Source organism: Mycobacterium sp. NGS40, from assembly GCF_059812735.1.
This window is the reverse complement of the sequence record NZ_JCALDG010000005.1, coordinates 317206-336360: the sequence shown is the minus strand read 5'-3', so window position 1 is coordinate 336360 and position 19155 is coordinate 317206. Positions and strand designations below refer to the sequence as shown.

General features: G+C 66.3%; 17 protein-coding genes. 12 read left to right on the top strand and 5 right to left on the bottom strand.

Annotation, left to right across the window (positions count from 1 at the left end):
* Window positions 1–2 precede the first annotated feature (2 nt).
* The 10 genes from mycP (AC5Y5O_RS10900) (at window position 3) to AC5Y5O_RS10855 (ending at window position 11980) form a co-directional block, all read left to right on the top strand.
* Window positions 3–1655, top strand: a complete 1653-nt coding sequence (mycP, locus tag AC5Y5O_RS10900) for a type VII secretion-associated serine protease mycosin (protein WP_500025096.1) — start codon at window positions 3–5, stop codon at window positions 1653–1655.
* Window positions 1652–3205, top strand: a complete 1554-nt coding sequence (gene eccE, locus AC5Y5O_RS10895) for a type VII secretion protein EccE (protein WP_500025094.1) — start codon at window positions 1652–1654, stop codon at window positions 3203–3205. Before mycP (AC5Y5O_RS10900) ends, eccE (AC5Y5O_RS10895) begins: the two co-directional genes overlap by 4 nt.
* Complete coding sequence (gene eccA / locus AC5Y5O_RS10890; protein WP_500025091.1) at window positions 3202–5052, top strand: type VII secretion AAA-ATPase EccA; 1851 nt, start codon at window positions 3202–3204, stop codon at window positions 5050–5052. Before eccE (AC5Y5O_RS10895) ends, eccA begins: the two co-directional genes overlap by 4 nt.
* 156 nt (window positions 5053–5208) lie before the next feature.
* Complete coding sequence (gene mycP / locus AC5Y5O_RS10885; RefSeq protein ID WP_096291455.1) at window positions 5209–6555, top strand: type VII secretion-associated serine protease mycosin; 1347 nt, start codon at window positions 5209–5211, stop codon at window positions 6553–6555.
* Between the two features lie 8 nt (window positions 6556–6563).
* Complete coding sequence (gene eccE, locus AC5Y5O_RS10880; RefSeq protein WP_096290676.1) at window positions 6564–7964, top strand: type VII secretion protein EccE; 1401 nt, start codon at window positions 6564–6566, stop codon at window positions 7962–7964.
* Between the two features lie 148 nt (window positions 7965–8112).
* Window positions 8113–8460, top strand: coding sequence for a YbaB/EbfC family nucleoid-associated protein (locus tag AC5Y5O_RS10875; RefSeq protein ID WP_243394239.1), 348 nt, complete (start codon window positions 8113–8115; stop codon window positions 8458–8460).
* Between the two features lie 53 nt (window positions 8461–8513).
* Entirely contained in the window at window positions 8514–9299 is a 786-nt protein-coding gene (locus AC5Y5O_RS10870) for a sulfotransferase family protein (protein ID WP_096290675.1), read from the top strand.
* An 11-nt stretch (window positions 9300–9310) separates the two neighbouring features.
* Window positions 9311–10330, top strand: coding sequence for a glycosyltransferase family 9 protein (locus AC5Y5O_RS10865; protein WP_096290674.1), 1020 nt, complete (start codon window positions 9311–9313; stop codon window positions 10328–10330).
* Between the two features lie 23 nt (window positions 10331–10353).
* Window positions 10354–11397 (top strand): glycosyltransferase family 9 protein, encoded by a 1044-nt coding sequence (locus AC5Y5O_RS10860; RefSeq protein WP_500025086.1) that lies wholly within the window; start codon window positions 10354–10356, stop codon window positions 11395–11397.
* Complete coding sequence (locus AC5Y5O_RS10855; protein ID WP_165796516.1) at window positions 11390–11980, top strand: DUF4254 domain-containing protein; 591 nt, start codon at window positions 11390–11392, stop codon at window positions 11978–11980. The genes AC5Y5O_RS10860 and AC5Y5O_RS10855 overlap by 8 nt, the downstream gene beginning before the upstream one ends.
* 4 nt (window positions 11981–11984) lie before the next feature.
* Here the strand turns inward: AC5Y5O_RS10855 and AC5Y5O_RS10850 are convergent, their stop codons facing one another.
* Genes AC5Y5O_RS10850 through AC5Y5O_RS10830 form a run of 5 tightly spaced genes read right to left on the bottom strand, consistent with a single transcriptional unit; the run spans window position 11985 to window position 16241 of the window.
* Window positions 11985–12761 (bottom strand): hypothetical protein, encoded by a 777-nt coding sequence (locus AC5Y5O_RS10850; RefSeq protein ID WP_500025084.1) that lies wholly within the window; start codon window positions 12759–12761, stop codon window positions 11985–11987.
* Complete coding sequence (locus AC5Y5O_RS10845; RefSeq protein ID WP_096290670.1) at window positions 12758–13414, bottom strand: hypothetical protein; 657 nt, start codon at window positions 13412–13414, stop codon at window positions 12758–12760. The genes AC5Y5O_RS10850 and AC5Y5O_RS10845 overlap by 4 nt, the downstream gene beginning before the upstream one ends.
* Window positions 13415–13418: 4 nt before the next feature.
* Window positions 13419–14402, bottom strand: a complete 984-nt coding sequence (locus AC5Y5O_RS10840) for a sulfotransferase family protein (RefSeq protein WP_500025081.1) — start codon at window positions 14400–14402, stop codon at window positions 13419–13421.
* Between the two features lie 14 nt (window positions 14403–14416).
* Window positions 14417–15259, bottom strand: a complete 843-nt coding sequence (locus tag AC5Y5O_RS10835) for a DUF6065 family protein (protein ID WP_500025078.1) — start codon at window positions 15257–15259, stop codon at window positions 14417–14419.
* 13 nt (window positions 15260–15272) lie between these two features.
* Entirely contained in the window at window positions 15273–16241 is a 969-nt protein-coding gene (locus AC5Y5O_RS10830; RefSeq protein ID WP_500025076.1) for a TauD/TfdA dioxygenase family protein, read from the bottom strand.
* A 163-nt stretch (window positions 16242–16404) separates the two neighbouring features.
* Here AC5Y5O_RS10830 and AC5Y5O_RS10825 point away from each other — a divergent pair, with 163 nt between their 5' ends.
* The gene (locus AC5Y5O_RS10825) at window positions 16405–17124 is read left to right on the top strand and encodes an FkbM family methyltransferase (RefSeq protein ID WP_500025074.1); all 720 of its coding nucleotides are present in this window, start codon (window positions 16405–16407) and stop codon (window positions 17122–17124) included.
* Window positions 17125–17604: 480 nt separating this feature from the next.
* A complete protein-coding gene (gene espB / locus AC5Y5O_RS10820; protein ID WP_500025071.1) occupies window positions 17605–19086 on the top strand; it encodes an EspB family ESX-1 secretion system-associated protein in 1482 nt (493 codons plus the stop codon).
* Window positions 19087–19155: the final 69 nt, after the last annotated feature.

The following is a 19155-nucleotide window of genomic DNA, read 5'->3' as shown; positions in this document are numbered from 1 at the left end:
CGATGGCGCTCACCGCTCGCGCAATGACCCAGCGGGTCGCCGCCACGGCGCTGACGAGCCTGCTGGTCACCCTGATCGCGGGACTACCTGCGGCCCAAGCGATTCCACCGCCGACCGTTGATCCCGGCCGGGTACCGGCGGACGGTAAGCCGGCGTCCGATCAGCCGATGCGGCAGGCGTTCACCTGTGCACGGACGATCACCGTCGCCGATCCGAACGTGGCCTTGCCCGCGCCCGGTTTCACGATGCTCAACATCAGCAAGGCCTGGCAGTACTCGACCGGCAACGGGGTGCCCGTCGCGGTCATCGACACCGGCATCAACCCGAGTCGCCGGCTGCCGGTGGTGGCCGGTGGTGATTACATCATGGGCGGCGACGGTCTGAGCGACTGCGATGCGCATGGCACCGTCGTGGCGTCCGTGATCGGCGCTGCGCCGCAAGGCACTCCGATGCCGGCCCCGATGCCGAGCGCCCCCGCCTTCCCGCCACCGGCGGGCCCGCCGCCAACCGATGCGGGAGCGCCGCCACCCGGCGGACCACCGCCCCCGCCCGCACCTCCGCCACCGCCCTCGCCGGTGACGATCACCCAAACGGTGGCACCGCCCCCGCCGCCACCCCCGCCCGACGCGCCGTCGAACGGACCGGGGGACCCCGCGCCCGGACAGCCCGACGACCCCGAGGTGCCACCACCGCCCCCAGGCGCGCCCGATGGAGTCGCGGGCGTCGCGCCGCACGCGACCGTCATCTCCATCCGCCAGTCCTCGCGTGCCTTCGAGCCGGTGAACCCCGGCGGCGGCGGCGACTTTGAAGGGCGCAAGAAGGCCGGCACCATCGCGACGCTGGCCAGCGCCATCGTGCACGCGGCGAACATGGGTGCAAAGGTGATCAATATCAGTGTCACAGCCTGTGTTTCGGCCGCCGACCCGCTGGATCAGACCGCCATCGGCGCCGCCGTGTGGTATGCGGCCACGGTCAAGGACGCGGTCATCGTCGCCGCAGCCGGCAATGACAACGAAGAAGGCTGCGCCCAAAATCCGACCTTCGACCCGCTCAACGCCGCCGATCCGCGCGACTGGCATCAAGTCAAGACCGTATCGTCGCCGTCCTGGTTCTCCGACTACGTGTTGTCGGTGGGGGCGGTCGACAACACCGGCGCGCCGATCAACAAGAGTCTGGCCGGACCCTGGGTCGCCGCGGCAGCACCCGGCGTCGGGATCATGGGTCTGTCGCCGGAAACCGGGGGACCGGTCAATGCCTATCCGCCGATCCGGCCCGGCGAGAAGAACATGCCGTTCTGGGGCACCAGCTTTTCCGCGGCGTATGTCAGCGGGGTGGCAGCGTTGGTGCGGGCCAAATATCCGGGCCTGTCCGCGCACCAGATCATCAACAGGATTCTGCAGACCGCGCACAATCCACCCCGCGGGGTAGACAACCAGGTCGGCTACGGCGTGGTGGACCCGGTGGCCGCCCTGACCTTCGATGTGCCTGCCGGGGAACGGCTTTCACCGTCGGCCGCCAGTCGGGTTCTCCATCCAGCACCGCCGCCACCGCTGCCGGATCACCGCGCCCGCAATGTCGCGATGATCTTCGCCGGTGTCGTGGCGGCGACGATCGCCGTCGTCGCACTGATCGTGCGGGCGAGGCGTGAGCGATGAGCGCCGCCACAAAGCTGACGATCATCGTCGCCATCTTCATCGCCGCCACGATCGGCTGGGCGCTCGGCGGATACCCCGGTGCGGTAGCGGGTTTGGTGATCGGGATCGCAGTCGGCGTGGTCCGGTGGCGCGGCCAGCCGATGTGGTCCTGGCTGATACTTTGGCTCCGGCGCCGCCGCCCGATCGCGTGGACCGAGCCCCTCACGGTGGCCAACGACCGTGCCGGCGGCGGCATCCGCTACCAGGACGGGGTCGCGGCGGCCGCGGTCCAGCTGCTCGGAAAGGCGCACACGCCAACGCTTTTCACCGGCTCGACCGCGACTTATACCGACAACTCTTTCGACATCACCGAGCTGATGCCGCTGCTGCACCAGAGCCTGGGCCTCACCCTGGATTCGCTGAGCGTCGTCACGGCGGGCGCCCGCCGCCGCAGCACGGGTGACTATCCGCGGGTGTACGACACGCTGATCGGCACGCCGCCCTACGCCGGCCAGCGCGAGACCTGGCTCATCGTGCGCATCGCGGCCCTGGACAATGTCGAGGCGCTGCGCGGTCGCACCTCGGTGGGTACCGCCACCCTCGCGGCCGCCCAGCGGATCAGCGCGGCGCTGCGCCAGCATGGCGTCCGCGCCAAGGTCGCCACGGCCACCGACATCGTCGAGATGGAGCGGCGGTTGGGCCGCTCCGCGCTGGACGTCTCGAATCGGCGGTGGCGATCGGTGCGCGGCGACAGCGGGTGGTTGACCACCTATTGGTACCGCCCCGGTGACATCACTTCGGAAGCGCTGGCCGAGGCGTGGTCGGCGCGTGTCGACGGGATCGTGCAGAATGTCACGCTTTTCAGCTCCGAAGAGGGGGTGGCCACCGCGACGGCGACCGTCACCGTACGCAGCGCCCAGCCACCGTCGGCATCGTTGAGCATGCGGCTGAAGACCTTGCGGGGCGAGCAGGCCCAAGCCGTCGCCGCCAGTCTGTGCGGTCCGCTGCCGCCGTTGCGTGGCATCCGTCGAGGTGTGCTGGACGGTCCGCTGATCGTCCCGATCGGACCGTCGGGTGTGCTGCTCGGCAAGGTCGCCGGCGGGAATCGGATGCTGCTGCCGCTCGACGACCCCGGGGAGTTCAGCCGGGTGCACATCGCCGCAGAGGACGCGCTGGCCAAGCGGTTCATCATCCGTCTGGCCGGTGCAGGCGAGCGGATCACCGTGCACACTCGAAACATGCAGCGGTGGGCCAGTGTTCGGATGCCGGACGTGGCCGTGACCGATCAGCCCAAGCCGGTATCGGGCACCACGGTCAGCGTCGTCGACGGCAGCATGTCGCCGGCGCCGCGACCGAACACCCTCATCTCGATCGGCGGGCCGGGTGAGCCGTACCGGGGCACCGCCAACGTGTTGATCACCCAGACGGGTCCGGCGACGGTCGACGTGATCGCGGCCGATGGTCGCCTGCACACGGTCGAAGTGGAGCTGTTCCGCGCCGAGAACAGATACGTATCGTCGGAACCGATGGCCTTGCGAACCCCTGATCTCGAACCGGCGGACACCCCATGACCAGCAGCACGACGCCGGCCGCCGCGCGAAAGTACTTCGACGCGGCGATGGCGTTGCTCGACAGCGATCCCGCCGCGGCCGCGGCCCGGTTCCGGGAGGCAACCGAGGTCGACCCGTCGATGGCCGACGCGTGGCTGGGCCGGATCGCCGCGGGTGACGAGGCGTTGTCGACCGTCGAACAGCTCTACAACTACGGCGGCCGACTGCACCGGGAGACCAACCGGATCGGGGCGCGTCTGTCGGCCCCGATCAAAGCCGGGCCGTATCTGTCGATCTCGGTGACCGAGGCCTCGCATGCCGGCCTGGCGCTGGCGAGTGCGCTCATCGACGACCACCAATACGAGAAAGCCGAAGCGCTGCTGAGGGATTCGACGCTGCTGGACACCTGGGAGAACCACCAGTGGAAGCAGTACATCGAGTCCTATCTGATGTTCGCCACTCAACGGTGGCCGGACGTCATCTCGGTGGCCGCGGCCATCCTGCCGCCGCAGGCCATCATCATGTCGGCGGTCACCGCGGCCACCTGCACGCTGGCGGCACATGCCGCGGCCCATCTCGGGCAGGCGCGCGTCGCGCTGGAATGGACCGACCGCGTCGAGCTGCGCGCCGGATTCGGCGGCCCGACCGAGACGCGTCGTCAGCACCTCGAAACCGCTGTCACCGCAGTCGATCCCACCGACTTTCCGTTGATCGCCGCCGACCTCGCCTACGTGCGTGGCATGGCACATCGCCAGCTCGGCGAGGAGCCCAAGGCGCAGATCTGGCTGTCCAAGGCGACGATCAACGGCGCCTTGATCGAGCCGGCCAAGGAAGCGCTGGCCGACCCCGCGCTGCAGTTGGTCGTCACCGACGAGGACGCGATCAGTTCTCGCACCAACAAGTGGGACGTGACCACCGAGCTGTCGGAGCAGCAGCGACAGGAAGAGGAGCATCAGGAGCGGCGCACCGAACTCCTGCAGGAGGGTCGCGCGCTGCTCGACAACCAAGTGGGATTGGCCGACGTCAAACGCGCGGTCGCCGAACTGGAAGACCAGATCGAGGTTCGTGCGCTGCGTCTGGCGGCGGGCCTGCCGGTGGCCAATCAGACCAACCACATGCTGCTGGTCGGACCGCCCGGCACCGGTAAGACCACCACCGCCGAGGCGCTCGGCAAGATTTACGCCGGCCTGGGCATCGTGCGCCATCCCGAGATCGTCGAAGTCAAGCGGGCGGATTTCTGCGGGGAGCATATCGGTGCCTCCGGGCCGAAGACCAACGAGCTGATCAACCGGTCGCTGGGCCGCATCCTGTTCATGGACGAGTTCTACTCGCTGGTGGAACGCCACCAGGACGGTCGCCCGGACATGATCGGCATGGAGGCGGTCAACCAGCTGCTGGTGGCACTCGAGGTGCACCGGTTCGACTTCTGCTTCATCGGCGCCGGATACGAAAAGGAAGTCGACGAATTCCTCACCGTAAACCCGGGTCTGGCGGGCCGGTTCAACCGCAAACTGCGGTTCGAGTCCTACACACCCGACGAGCTGGTGGAAATCGCGGTCCGCTACGGCAAGCCCCGCGCCACGGTTCTCGACCCCGCCACCGCCGAGGCGCTGGCCGCCGCCTGCGCGACACTGCGCGCCTATCGTGCCCCCGATGGCCAGCACGGCATCGACGTCATGCACAACGGCCGGTTCGCGCGCAATGTCGTTGAGCGCGCGGAACGATTGCGCGACTCGCGGGTGGCCGCGCAGCACCGAGTCGACAAAGGGTCGGTGACGGTCGAGGATCTGCAAACGCTCCGTACCCAGGACGTCGTTGCGGCGGTGAAGGACGCGTGTGCGGAAAAGCATGTGCCGATAGTGCTTTGATCAGGCCCGATTCCTGAGCCGATGCGCGCGGGCGCGCGGGTGGCCAGCGTTGCGGGAAACCCGTTGTCGGCGCAGCGGGAAAGCTTAAGATGCACGCAGGCCCGCGACCGGGATAGTGCGGTGGCGAAACAGGGCTGACGAATGGAGCGTCCGGCGGTGCACCGTATCTTGCTGATCACGGTGGCGTTGATGCTAGCCGTGGTCAGTGCACCTCCCGCCGTGGCGGTATCGCCACCGTTGATCGACTCGACGGCGGTTCCACCCGATGTGACGGGTCCCGATCAGCCCCTCGAACAAAAGCGTGTCTGTAAGGCGCCGTTATCGCTGCCGGGCACCAATTTCCACGATGCACCGTGGCCCAACACCTACCTGGGGATCACCCAGGCCCAGAAGTTCGCGACCGGCGCGGGCGTCACGGTGGCCGTAATCGATACCGGGGTGGACGCCTCGCCCCGCGTTCCGGCCGATCCGGGCGGCGACTTCGTCGTCAAGGACGGCAACGGGCTCTCCGACTGTGACTCGCACGGGACGCTGACCGCGTCGATCATCGCCGGGCGGCCCTCGCTGACCGACGGATTCGTCGGTGTCGCACCCGACGCCCGGTTGGTCTCGGTGCGCCAGACGTCGGAGGCGTTCGAGCCGAAAGATTCCCAACCCGACCAGGGCGACCCGAACGCGACGCCGGCCGCCGGCTCCGTCCGCAGCCTGGCCCGCGCGGTGGTACACGCCGCCAATCTGGGCGCCGGCGTGATCAACATCAGCGAGGCGGCCTGCTTCAAGGCCAAGAAGCAGGTCGACGAGACCACCTTGGGTGGCGCGCTCAATTACGCGGTCAACGTCAAGGGCGCCGTGGTCGTCGTCGCGGCGGGCAACGTCGGCGGGGATTGCCAGCAGAATCCGCCGCCCGACGCGGCCATTCCCTCCGATCCCCGCGGCTGGCAAGGGGTTCAGACGATCGTCACGCCGGCCTGGTACGCACCGCTGGTGCTGACCGTCGGGGGTGTCGGGCAAAACGGGGCACCGAGCGAGTTCTCGATGCACGGACCGTGGGTGAGTGTGGCCGCGGCCGCCGACAACGTCATCGCGCTCGGACCCGGCGGCGACCCGGTGGATGCGTTATCGGGCAAGGAGGGTCCGGTGCCGATCGCGGGAACCTCGTTCGCGGCGGCGTACGTGTCGGGTCTGGCGGCACTGGTGCGGCAGAAGTTCCCGGACCTGACGCCGGCGCAGGTCATGCACCGGATCACCGCGACCGCACGCCACCCCGGGGGTGGTGTCGACGATGCCGTCGGGGCGGGCATCATCGACGCGGTCGCCGCGCTGACCTGGGATGTCCCGGCCGGCCCGCCGACGCCGTTGGATCCGGTCAAAGCGATTCAGGCTCCGGTGCCGGTTCCGGGCCCCGATCACGGGCCGATCGATGCTGTCACGATGGGGGTCATGGGTTTGATCGTCGCGCTGGGACTCGCCGCGCTCGTCGGGCGAGCCCTGAAACGGCACTGACGACGCCCATGCGATCCCTACGACTCCGGTTCAGCAGCGGTCACGCGGTGTGGGCGGCCGTGTTGGCTCCGCTGTGCATCCTGCTGTTCATGGGGACGCGCTACGAGTGGGCCGGCCCGACCCTGGTAGGGGTCGGGGCCGTGATCGCGACGGTCACCTTCCGCGGCCGGCGGCTCACCGGCTGGGTGGTGGCGATGTTCGCGTGGCTGCTGCGCCATCGCCGGTCACCCGAACTTCCGTCCGAGGCCGAGGTCGGTGCCACCGTCCTGCCCGGCGACCACGTAGCCGTGCGCTGGCAAGCCGAGCAGCTGGTGGCGGTCATCGAGCTCATTCCGCGGCCGTTCACGCCGACGGTGGTCGTCGACGGGAAGGCGAACACCGACGACGTGGTCGACACGCGGTTGCTGGAGCAGCTGCTCGCGGTGCACTGTCCCGACTTGGAGGCCGAGGTGGTGTCCGCCGGATACCGGGTCGGCAAGACCGCGTCCCCGGATGTGCTGAATTTGTACCGGGAAGTGATCGGTCGTGACCCGGCGCCGGCGTACCGGCGGACCTGGATCGTGATGCGCGCCGATCCGCGACGGGCCCAGGCGTCGGCGCGGCGGCGCGACGAGGGCGTCGCGGGTATCGCCCGCTACCTGGTGGCGTCGACCACGCGGATCGCCGACCGGTTGGCCAGCCACGGTGTCGATGCCGAATGTGCGCGCAGTTTCGACGATTTCGACCATGCGACCGAGATCAGCTTCGTGCGGGAGAAGTGGTCGACGATCAAGGGGCAGGACAACGTCACCGCCGCCTACATCGCACCCGGGGGCCCGGATGTGTGGTGGTCGGTGCCGGCCGATCACACCATCACCCGGGTCCGCATCGCTGCCGGGATGGCGCCCCGTTCCACCGTGCTGCTCACCACACCGAAGAAGGCGAAAAGGCCGCGCGGCTTTTCGCGCGTATCGGGTGGGCAGCGTGCCGCGCTGCAAGGCCAGACCGTCGTCTCCGGCCGCCACTGGCAATTGCCGATCGGGTCCGCGGGAGTACTGGTCGGCGAGACGGCGAGCGAGTATCCGGTGTACATGCCGTTCGACGATGTCGACGCGAGCATCAACCTGGGTGATGCCCGGGCATTCATGCAATTCGCCGTCCGTGCGGCGGCCGCCGGCGGAACCGTCACGCTCGCAGCGCATTTCCAGGAATTCGCCGACCTGATCGGCGCCGAAGTGGGGCCGGAGTCCAAGGTGTCGTGGCCGCACGCGACAACGTATCTGGGCCGGCATTCCGGGGTGGACCGGGTGATCCTGCGCAACAACGTGATCAGCACCCCGCGGCACCGCCAACTGCCGATCCAGCCGGTTTCCCAGCCCGACGAGAGTCGCTATCTGACCGCGCTGCCCGGTAGGCGGGAAGGCTCCTGACGCCTTAGCTCGGGGCACCCGGTTGGCCCAGATGAACAGGTATTTAACTGTCTTCGGGGTACCGCGCGCCGCCTTACACTAAGAGTCTGCGTGGCCGAAGCATTCGCCCAGGCAGGCTGGCTATCCCCGACGCAAAGGAAGATCTGACGTGCAACCACACGAGCACCCGCAGGCCACTGCGGTGATGGACGAGTTCAAGAAGTTCAGCGACGTCCTCGAGGGCGCCTTGAAGCAGAGGGGCACCGGGTCCTTCACGGCCAAGGACGAATCGGAGACCGTCGAGGTGGTCATCAACGGTGACATGTGTGTGACCCAGGTTCACATCGAGGATGGCCTGCTGCGGCTGGGTGCCGAAACGGTGCAGGAGCGCATCAATGAGGCACTCGCGAAGGCCAGCGCCGAAGCCGCGGCAAGCATCGAGGCCGGCCAGGCGGCGACGTTCGAAAAGCTGTCCAAGATCGTCGATTCGCTGCAGAAGATCGCCGGGGAGGACTAGGCGAACCGACATTCTGCTGCAGCGGGCGACCGTTCAGGGGATACGGTCAGGCCGTGCAGCTGTTTGTCGTCGGGCCGCCGAGGTCCGGGTTGACCATCGTCACCCAATTCCTCAACGACCACGAAGACGTCAAGATCTTCGACGAGATCGATCTGATCGACGTCCACCGGTCCGGGGGGCCGGTCGTGGGTACGTTGGCGGCCTTCCTGCTCGAGCGCGGCCGCTACCAGGATTATCGCCGCCGCTTGCAGGAAAAGACCGACCCGGCCCAGGCCCTGCGGGCGATCATGAGCGAAATTGCCGAGCCCTGCTCGGTTTGGGGCGAGAAGAACCCGAGGTATGCGATGCGGCTGGAGATCCTGCGGCGATGCTTTCCCGAAGCTGTCTTCCTGTTCGTGCTCCGAGATCCGCGTGAGGTGGTGAATTCGTACCTGCTGCACCGGGATTCAGACCAGCGCACCGATTTGGACTTCTGGATCAAGGACACGGTTGCCGAAGCCCTCACGCTGGTGGAAGGTTCCCTGGACCCGCTGACGGATGACGACGCGGAATTGGTGATGCTGCGCTACGAAGCCTTTGCGGCTCGGCCCAGGCAGACCCTCGACCGCGCCCTGCAGCGGTGGGGTCTGAGTTTTTCCGACACCGCGGTCGCATTGGCTCATCATGCCCCCGAGACGGTCGGCGACAACCAGTTCTACCGTGGTGGCGCTCCGCTGCCGTGGAAGGCCGGCAACCTCGCGCCACTTCGCCCGGCGCCAACGAGTCGGGCCCGCATCGACGCCGACGACCCGGCCTGGTCCCACGTCGATGCCCTGGCGCAGCGCTTCGGTTACAACTGAACAGGGCATCGATGGCGTTACGCGAACTGCTGCAGGCGCAAAGACCCGCGTTTTGTTTCGTCACCAATGTCGGCGATGCCGTGCTGACATTGCCCACCCTGCGCGCACTGGGCGAAATGTTCAGTGCACCAATCACATTGATCTGCCCCAAGGTCGCATTCGACCTGTGCTTTCGGGAGGTAAGCTCGCGACTGGTCGACGTCACGGGCCTGCCCCTGATGGGCCCACCACCATTGCCGGGAAGTCCGGAACGTCCCCCCGATTACGACGAACTAGCGGCGGAGATCGGTCCGGTCGATGTCTTCATCGACACGCTGCCGTGGAGCTCGCTGTCCGAAATCATCATTCACCCGCTCCTGCAACGTCTGGCGCCCACGACGAGCATCGGCTTCACCACCGCCGGCCACGACATTGTGATCCGCACCGGGGATTGTCACGCCGCGGACTCGACATTCAGGCTGGCTCAGCTGTTCGATCCGTCGCTGCGCATCGAAAGCTACGCCCAGCCGGTGCCCATCCCCGCGGTCGTGCAGGAGCAAGCCCGGTCGATCCGGGCCGCGGTCCCCGCCGGCGCCAAGGTGCTTGTCGTGCACGCGGACAGCCGTTGGACGCAGAAGCACTGGCCCGTCACCAGATTCATCGATCTGCTGGATCAGTTCCTGGCGCGCCACCTCGACTTCGTGGCCTGGGTGGTCGGGATGGGACACGAGCCTCTCAATGTCGGCCGGCACCGCGATCGCGTATTCCCGCATCTCGGGCTGCCACTCGACCTCACGATGGGGTTGGTCGCCACCGCAGATCTTTTCGTCGGGATTGATTCCAGCATGCTGCACGCCGCCGATCTCGCGCGAGTGCCCGGCGTCGGGCTTTTCGGCGCGACCCGCGCCAAGCAATGGGGTTTCAGGTTCGCGCCACACCGGCACGTCGATATGACCAAAATGGCCGATATCAGCGTGGAATCGGTGCTGGCTGCGTTGGAAGACCTGGTCGACCACGACATTGTGGTGCGACGCGATGGCCCGGCCGTTTAAGCTCTCGCTGGAGGTTGGTCGGGTTGAACGAGATCACAGTTCTGCGAGGCGGCCGCACGTCAAACGTTGAGCCCGACGTGCTCGCCAACCTGCTGCGGGCACGCACCCCGGTGGTGTACTTCTCCACCCTGCTCGGGGACTCCATCCTGACGCTGCCCACGTTGCGCGCGCTGGCCGAAATGTTCACCGCGCCACTCACATTGATCTGCCCCAAGGACGCGTTCGACCTCTGCTTCCATGCGGTCAGCCCGCGTTTGATCGACATCACCGGCACGGCTCCGGGGGGACCCCCGATAGGGCGGCAGGCAAGCCGGACCCTCGACTACGACAAATTGGTGTCCGACATCGGCGCCGTCGACGTCTTTATCAACGCCATCCCGTGGGACATCCCGTCGAATATCTTCGCCCGTTCCCTGTGGCGGCGCCTGGCTCCTACCATGAGTATCGGCTTCCCTACCGACGACGACTACGACATCATCGTTCCGCGAGATCTGCCGCACTCGGCCGACCTGACGTTCAAGCTGGCCCGGCTGTTCGATCCGTCGCTGCGCGTCGAAAGCTACGCCCAGCCCGTGCCTCTCGCGCAATCCGTGCAGGACGAAGCCCGGTCCATTCGCGCCGCCCTACCCGCCGGTACCAAGGTAATGGTGGTGCACGCCGACGCCGGCTGGACAGACAAGCGCTGGCCCGCAACCAGGTTCATCGATGTGCTGGACCGTTTCCTGGCGCGGCACCGTGATTTCGTGGCGTGGGTGGTCGGGATGGGCGACGAGGAACTCAACGTCGGGCGCGAGAGCGAGCGCGTCTTTCCCTATCTCGGGCTACCGCTGGACCTCGCCATGGGCATGGTCGCGACCGCGGACCTTTTCCTCGGCGTCGACTCCGCGATGCTGCACGCCGCCGATCTGGCGAGGGTGCCCGGCGTCGGTCTTTTCGGGCCGACCCGGCCGGAGCTATGGGGGTTCCGATTCGGGCCGCACCGTCACATCGACCGGAGCACCATGACAGAAATCACCGTGGATGAAGTGCTCGAGGCATTGGAAGATATTGTGGCAGAGCATGTCTGAGACTGGTGACGGCGGCCTGCGCGATTCGACGGGCGCGGATTTGCTCTCCGCCGTGCGCCGGTTCCACGACATCGCGATGCTGTGGCACACCGAGGACTCCACCGAGGCTCCCATTCGGGACGGCATCGCGGCGAAGGCGCTGCACCTACATGCGCTGAACTTCGCGCTGTGGCACCACGAAGACGCCGTTCGCCGGCCCGGCACCGACGACCAGGAGGTAGCGCGCCGGAAACGGTGCATCGACGACGTCAATGCCCGGCGCAATGCGGCGATCGAAGACATCGACGCGAATGTGCTTGATCGCGTCGACCTGAACCCAAACGCGCCGCTGCACACCGAAACTCCCGGCACCATCGTCGACCGGCTGTCCGTCCTTGCCCTGCGGATCGTGCACACGAACCGTGACGACCAGTCGGGCGCACGCCTGGCCGTGCTCGACGAGCAGTACGGCGACCTGTTCGGTGGGCTCGAGCAACTTCTCGCACGCATGCGGGCGGGAGAGGTGCGCTTCAAGGTGTACCGGCAGTTCAAGTCCGCAGCCCAACGCAGTTATTGCGACCTGTTCGAGCGCCACGACGCCTGAAGCGTCAATAGGCCGCCCCTGCCCACCATTGCCTCCAGTCGAGGTAAGGGTCCATGTGTTCCTCGTACTGAAGATGCAGTGCCAGTGAGGGTATCGGGGTATACAGAGTGACTTGCTCTCGCCAGATCTTATTGATCGTCGATGCCTCGAAGATGTGGTGCCGCTGGCCATAGGGCGTGCTCGAATAGCGGGCGAGGAGCTCGAACAGCTCCCAGTTTCGCCGCAGCGTCTCGATCTCTACCCAGCAGGTATTGGTGGTATGCGTGTTGGTGCGCCAGTGCCTCTTGGTGCCGTATACGACGCGACAGTCCTCCCGGCTGAATATCGGGCTCCAGTAATTCTTCGGATCGTCATACGGATGCAGGGCGACCTCACCGCCGCCGAGCTTCTCCCGCAGCAACACCTGGACGTCGAGCATCTCCTGGATCGCCGAGGGCGTGTGCAGGTAGTCGTCTTCGACGAGATACACCAGTTCGCGGCCGTCGTCGCGCGCCCGGGAGAATGAGGAGAGACAGGATGCGTTGTACCCGCGATCATCGAGTGCGATGAATTCGACCGGATGGCTGCATGTTTCGAGTATCCGGTGCAGCGTCGACAGGACTTCGCGCGACGAGTGGTCGTCGAAGACCCGCAAGACAATGTCGCCCTCGGCGTGATTGATCGACGTGACGAGCGACTGCGTACAGCGGAGCAGGATCTCACTTTTGGGCGCATCGACGTAGCGGTGTGCACCGTGCACGCTGATGTCGGAATGGGTCTGCAGGTGAATGTCGAGCTTCATGTAGCCGACCGCCGCAGCATGGCGCGAAAGACCGCGGCCCAATCCGAATCCGAGCCACGAATCCCCGGGGTGATGTCCATCAGCAGCAACCGATCCAGGTTGGCCGACGTCGTAAGTTCGTGGCGCGTCGGCGTCGACACCACATAGAGCGCCGCGTCAAAGCGTTGTGAAACAGCCGCGGCGAGCCGGTCGATCGCGTCGTCGGTGAAAACGTACGGGATGGCGGCGACGGCCTGAACTTCGTCGGCAAGGTTGTCCTGGGTGTTGGCGACGAAGAATATCCGGCGCGTGAATTCGCGGACGCCCCTGAGCGTCTGCGACGTGTGGGCAAACTTGGCGGAGAATGAACCGGGGCAGGAGGCAAGGTTTTTCGGCTCATGCCAGAAATAACAGTCACCCACGTCAGGCCAGCGTGGCGGCGCTTCGGGGCAGCATTCCAAGTCGGCGACGTGTTCCGGGTAGTACCGATCGCCGGCGATCATGGTCGCCGCGGTCGCCGGCGGGCAGATCAGCCAGTCGAATGGCGTGCGCTTGATGACCGCAGCGGATCCGACGATATCGGCCACAAGTGCACGGTGCACCTGCAATTGGATTGCTCCCTGGCACGACATGCCGAGGCTCACCAGAGCGACGTCGGCACTCAACAACGCCATTTCGTCAGCCCCCGTCTCGTGGGAGTGCGGCTCGGGTCAAGTCCAGGCTGTTCAGCCCGCGATAACCCGATCCGGCGAATCGCTCGGCGATCTCGCGCGTTGGACCGGACACCGGGCGGTCTTCGGCGCCGGTGAAGGGCCGAGGTGTGGGGTCCTTCGAGTAGAACCGGGATTGCTCGGCCATGCGCTCGATCGCGCCCGCACCGGTCTGGAGCCCGAAATGCGGTGCCGCGCGGGTCCATACGGCGTCGGGCAGATCGGCATAGTCGAGGACAAGCCGCCCGGCTGGTTGGGTCGCCGCCGCCTCGAGCATCGCGGCCAGGGCGCGGGAGGCGAACTCGGCATGCTCCATCGTCGGCACCAAAGTCGGATCAATCTTGAAGAGCTGCGCGGCTTTAACGAGATCGGCCGGTGGCTGCAGCCAACCCGGCGGTTCGGCGAGAAGCGAGGCCAGGACGCGAGCCGGGTCTCGCTGGACCCAGATCCACGGAGTTTCGGGGAACGCCGCGGCCAGAACCTCCCGGCGGAGAATGTTCCAGCTCGTGCATTTGAGCACGAATCGGCATTCGTCGCCATGGCGGCGGCCCAGCGCCCGCACCAGCAGCCGCACCGTCTTGACCAGGTCGGCCGGGTCGAAGTGGGCGGGATCGAGGCCGAGCAGCGAGTTCAGCGGTGAAGGCTCGGCCACCACGACGAGGCCGGGTTGCGTGCCGAGCAGCCGTGACACCAGGGTCGATCCGCACCGCGAGAGATGAAAGATCATGCCCGCCGGATCGAGCGACGCTGCGCCGTCGAGACTCTCGAGCTCGTCGAGCCCGGTGCGTACCAACGGCCGCGCGGTCGGGCCGGATTCCCAGCGAGCGACGGTTTGGTCGAAGAAGGGATCGGAGAACCGCTCGGCCGACAGATCGGCCCACCAGACCGCCGGGGCTGGACCGGAGAAATCCAGTCGGACCGGCGTCCAGTCGGCGAGTTCGGTACGGCCCATGAGTTGTCCAAACTTCAGCGGACAGGGTCGGGGCGCGTGACCAGAGTCGGAACCGGCCATCCGGTGATCTCCGCCTCGATGCGCGTGAAAGGCCGTAAGCGCATCCGGGTTTCGTGTTCGGCTGCCGCCGAGCCGTCGGGGAGCTTGCCGCGGAAGTAGTCTTTCTGCCAACCCGCCTGGCGAGCGAACGACCCGGGATACTGCAGATCCGTATTGAACGCGCGGCGATTCTGCCACCAGGTGTGATAGGCCGTGCGCAATTCGTCCGGCGCCGCCGCGATCGACACCGTCTTCGGCACGAATGCGTCGAGTTCGCCGCGCCGTTGCGGTACCAGCATGCCGACCGGCTCGTCCGCTTCGAAGGTCGCCCAGACCCGGGGCCGGGTGAACTTCCAGTTGAGGGTGAAAGTCGCAGGCGACCAGTCGGTTTCGACAAGTCCTTCCAGAGCCGCGATACCGTGCTTGGGACAGTTGGCCGGGCCCCGAACCAGCAGGTTGAAACCGGGTGGGGTGCGGAACAGGAACGGCAGGCTCCAGGTGATGATCCCGTGCCCGAAGTGACTGGCCGGCCGAAACGTCGGCGCACTGTCGCCGTGGTCGAACTCGATGGAGTTCTGCCCCGGCCCGCCATTCCACCGCGCCCGCACGCGCGCGGTATTCAGCACAAGCCAACCGGCCTGGTTGGCCATGAGCAGGGGCAGGCAACGATTGGCGAATCGGTCGTGCGTCGAGTCCATCCAGCCGCGATCGCGCGCAGCCGGGACCAACTCGATTCCGTGGCCGCTGTGCAGCTCGTAGGCAATGAGTTCGCGATCGCTCGCGGCAAGCTCGCTACCGCCGGACTCCTGCGCTGACATGAGGTTCCGCTTCCTAGTCCGTTATCGATTCGGGTGTCCCACCGCTGAGCTGCCGGCTGGGGCGCCCGTGAATATCGACCGGTACCTCGCCGATCAACGCGACCCGGTGCATCAGGCGGTACTCGTTGTCGTAGTCGTCGACCGCGCGGTGCTGAGTGGCGTAGTTGTCCCATATCGCTACATCACCCGGCTGCCAATCCCACCGGATAGTGTTCTCCGGCATCGTGATACGACGTTGCAGCAACTCGAACAGCGTCTGTGACTCGTAATTCTCGAGGCCGATGAATCCGCGCGCCCACTGCCCGAGCAGCAGCGTGCGCTCGCCGGTCCCGGGGTGCACCCGCACTACCGGATGTTCGACCCGGAAGGTGGATTCCTCGTCGCGCGCGGCCTGCAGCTGATTGCTCAGCATGTTGGTGTCTTCCAGCGCGTGGTACGGGGTGGGGGTCCCACCCGGCGTCAACACGGCGCCCACCCCCTCGACGTAGCCGAGCTGGTCGTAGCGGTTACTGCTGTGCAGTGCCCAGAGATTTTCGGTGAGCTGTTTCAGCGGCGCGGGCAACGACGCGTAGGCCGCCGCGGTCGATGCCCACAACGTCGATCCGCCGTAGCTGGGCAGGGTCACCGCACGCAGGATCGAGGCCCTCGGGATATTGAGGGTAAACGTGTGGTCGGTGTGCCAGCGCGTTGCCTTACCCCGTTGAGAGTCGACCACAGACACCCCGGGTGGGCCATCGGGAATCGCATTGGCGCCGAACACCCGGATGGGCGCGCCTAACCGCTTGGCGAAGGCGAAATGCAGCTCGTCGTCGAGGTGGTGCTGATCCCGGAAGAAGATCACCCTGTGACGCAGCAGCGCCGCGTGCAGTTGATCCACCACGCCCGGATCGAGATCACCGCCGAGCCGCACCCCATCGATGCGTGCACCAATGTGGGTGCCCAATTTGGTGACGGTGAGGGCGATTTCCGCCGGCCTTACCATCGCGGTGGTCCCTCCTGATTGCGGATGGGCGTGGCGATGCGAAATATACCCATCAATGGCCGCTCCGGGGGCATATCGCGATTCGGGGATAACGACACCGACCGCGGCCGCCGCCTGTCGTAAGCACACAGGCCCCCGAATAGACCAATGTTAGTGTTACGCAATGGGTTTGTACTGGATCGCGAATCGGGCCGAGAAGGAGGTGCTGAATTACCATTCCGAATCGGAGTGGCGGCGCAGATTCGTGGACGAACTCCAATTCCGAGGCGTCGACGTCGTTCTCGACGTCGGTGCCAATTCGGGCCAGTATGCCGGGCGCCTGCGTGAGGCGGGTTTCGCCGGCCGCATCGTTTCGTTCGAGCCCCTTTCCGGGCCGTTTACCCGCTTGCACCGCAACGCCTCGAAGTGCCTGCGGTGGGATTGCCGGCGCTGTGCGCTGGGTGATGTCGACGGAGCGATTTCGATGAATGTCGCGGGCAACGCGGGCGAAAGCAGTTCCATCCTGCCGATGCTGCAACGACATCGTGACCTGTTTCCCAGGGCAAATTACATCGGCGTCGAGGACGTGACCGTGTCCAAGCTCGACTCGGTCGCATCGGAAGTCTTGGCGCCAGACGAGGTGGCGTTTCTCAAAATCGATGTCCAGGGGTTTGAGAAGCAGGTGATCGACGGCGGCACCGCAACCGTCAACAGCCATTGTGTCGGCGTCGAATTAGAGCTGTCGTTCGAGCCCCTTTATGACGGGGGAATGCTGATTCAAGAGGCTTTCGACCTGATGGACTCGCTGGGTTTCATGTTGAAGGGATTGGTGCCCGGTTTCATCGACATCCGCACGGGCCAGGTGCTGCAAGCCGATGGTGTGTTTTTCCGCGGCGATGATTGACCGCCGAGCGGCCCGCAGAAATGGACTGCGGGTAAATGACAGGGGACCTGAGCTTAACGGGTGATGTCGGTGACCTGAATCCGAACGTCATCGAGTCGGCCGCCTGGCTGCCGTCTCGGAAAACAGGCCCGCGAAACCGCAAGAGCCGCAATGATCGGGTGCGAAATCGGTGCACGTGGGCCCTGTTTGGTGCATTACGATTGCATTCGGTCGTGGTCGGAGCACCGCCGCACCGCCGCATGTCCTCGCAAGACGAAAGAGGTGGCCGGTGATCGCACCGCATCTTGCTGCAAGGCGAGACGGCGATGCGGGTCGCCCGTTTCAGACGACAGCGTCGCCGCGCCACGTGCGCCGAACGAAAAAGATAGCGGCACAACAGAATTGGCATTCCTTGGCCGCGCACCTCGCCGATCGGGCCGGTGCTGCCGAGGAAGTGAGCTACCGAGCACAATGGCTCGGGCACGAGGAGAATGAGCCGATATGACGCAGACGGTAAACGTCGAATACCAGGAACTCATGGCGCGGGCCGACGAAATCGAGGCGCCGCTGCCGAAGATGCCCGCGGGCAACCCGCAGGCGCCGTGCGCTCTGTCATTTGTCCGCGATTCGGCCGTGCAAATCGCGATCAACGCGGACTCGTTGCGGTTATACGTTCAAGCGTGCCAGCGGGAATGGAGTTCGCTGGCGAAGTCCCTACGAAATGCGGCCAAGGCATACGAGGAGGCCGACGAGGGCGCGGCCGACGACATCAACGCGATCAACATGGACGGGACGTCCGGCGGCTCGTCGGCGAAGGTGTCGGCGAACGACAAGGTGTCGCTGATGTGCGACCCGGACTACATCCCGGCGCCGCCGCCCCCGCCGCCGCCCCCGCCGCCGTTCCAGTACCCCTATTACGAGGTGAGACAGGCCGCGACGGATATCGAATCTCCTGACCAGGGGACGGCGTTTCGCGCGTTCGCCGCGGATTGGAACAGCTACCAGCTGAAATTCCAGCAGCTCGCCTACCGTTTCCGCCCGTTCGTCAACTGGGAGGGCGACGCGAGGGCGTCCGTCGAGTCGAACTTCACGCAGCAGAAGCAGTGGATATTCGGCATGGTGACGCAGTTCACGACGTTGGCCAAGCAAGCTCAGATGGTCGCCGACGCGCACAAAAAAGTCAGGGCCTCGGGCGGCAGCGAATGGGGTGGGAGGGAACCCTACGGCCTGGAGGGCGAGCATCCTTCCTCCTACGAAGTATCGCAGTGCGACTATTGGTACAGGTACTACGTCCAGAACAAAAGCCCGTACATGTATATGGCTATTGACTGGTATAAGAACCTGCAGAAAAGGTCCGAGACCGCGTTGCAGACCTACATGTCGACCGGCGGAATTCCGCTGGCTCCGGCGAACCCCACCGCACCTTTCGGCGCGTATTTCATACCCGATCCCGCCGACGTCCCAGACGTTCCGGATGTCCCCGATATCAACGTCCCCACCGACCCGTCGGCCAACATGCCGATGATGCCGGCCATGCCGACGCTGCCGTCGGGGCTGGGCGGTGGCACGCCGCAAACACCGCCAACCCCGGACGCTCAGGCGCTGGTGGACAAGGCGATGCAGAAGCAAGGCGCCCCGAAGGGCGGCGCGGGAGGCATCAAGCCGGCGTCCGTCGGCGGCATGGGCGGTATGCCCAAGATGCCGCTGCAAGATGCCGCGGGCGCGGGAGAAGCGTCGTCGCGCCCGGCTGCGGCCGCGGCCCCCGGTCCGGCCACCGCAGGCCTGGGCAAGGGGCTCCCGGGCGCCGGCGGCGCGGGCGGCGGAATGGGCGGCATGCCGATGGGCGGGCAGGGCGACAAGGGCGGCGGCAAAGGCAAGCGCATACCCGGAGCCGACGAGGACGCCCTCTACACCGAGGAGCGGTCGTGGACCGAGGGCGTGATCGGTAACCGTCCACGCAAGGGCCCGTCCGAAAAGCAATGACTCGACACGACGGTCCGACCACGGGTGACACACCCGTTTTCGTCGTCGCCGAGCCGGAATTTTGGCGCA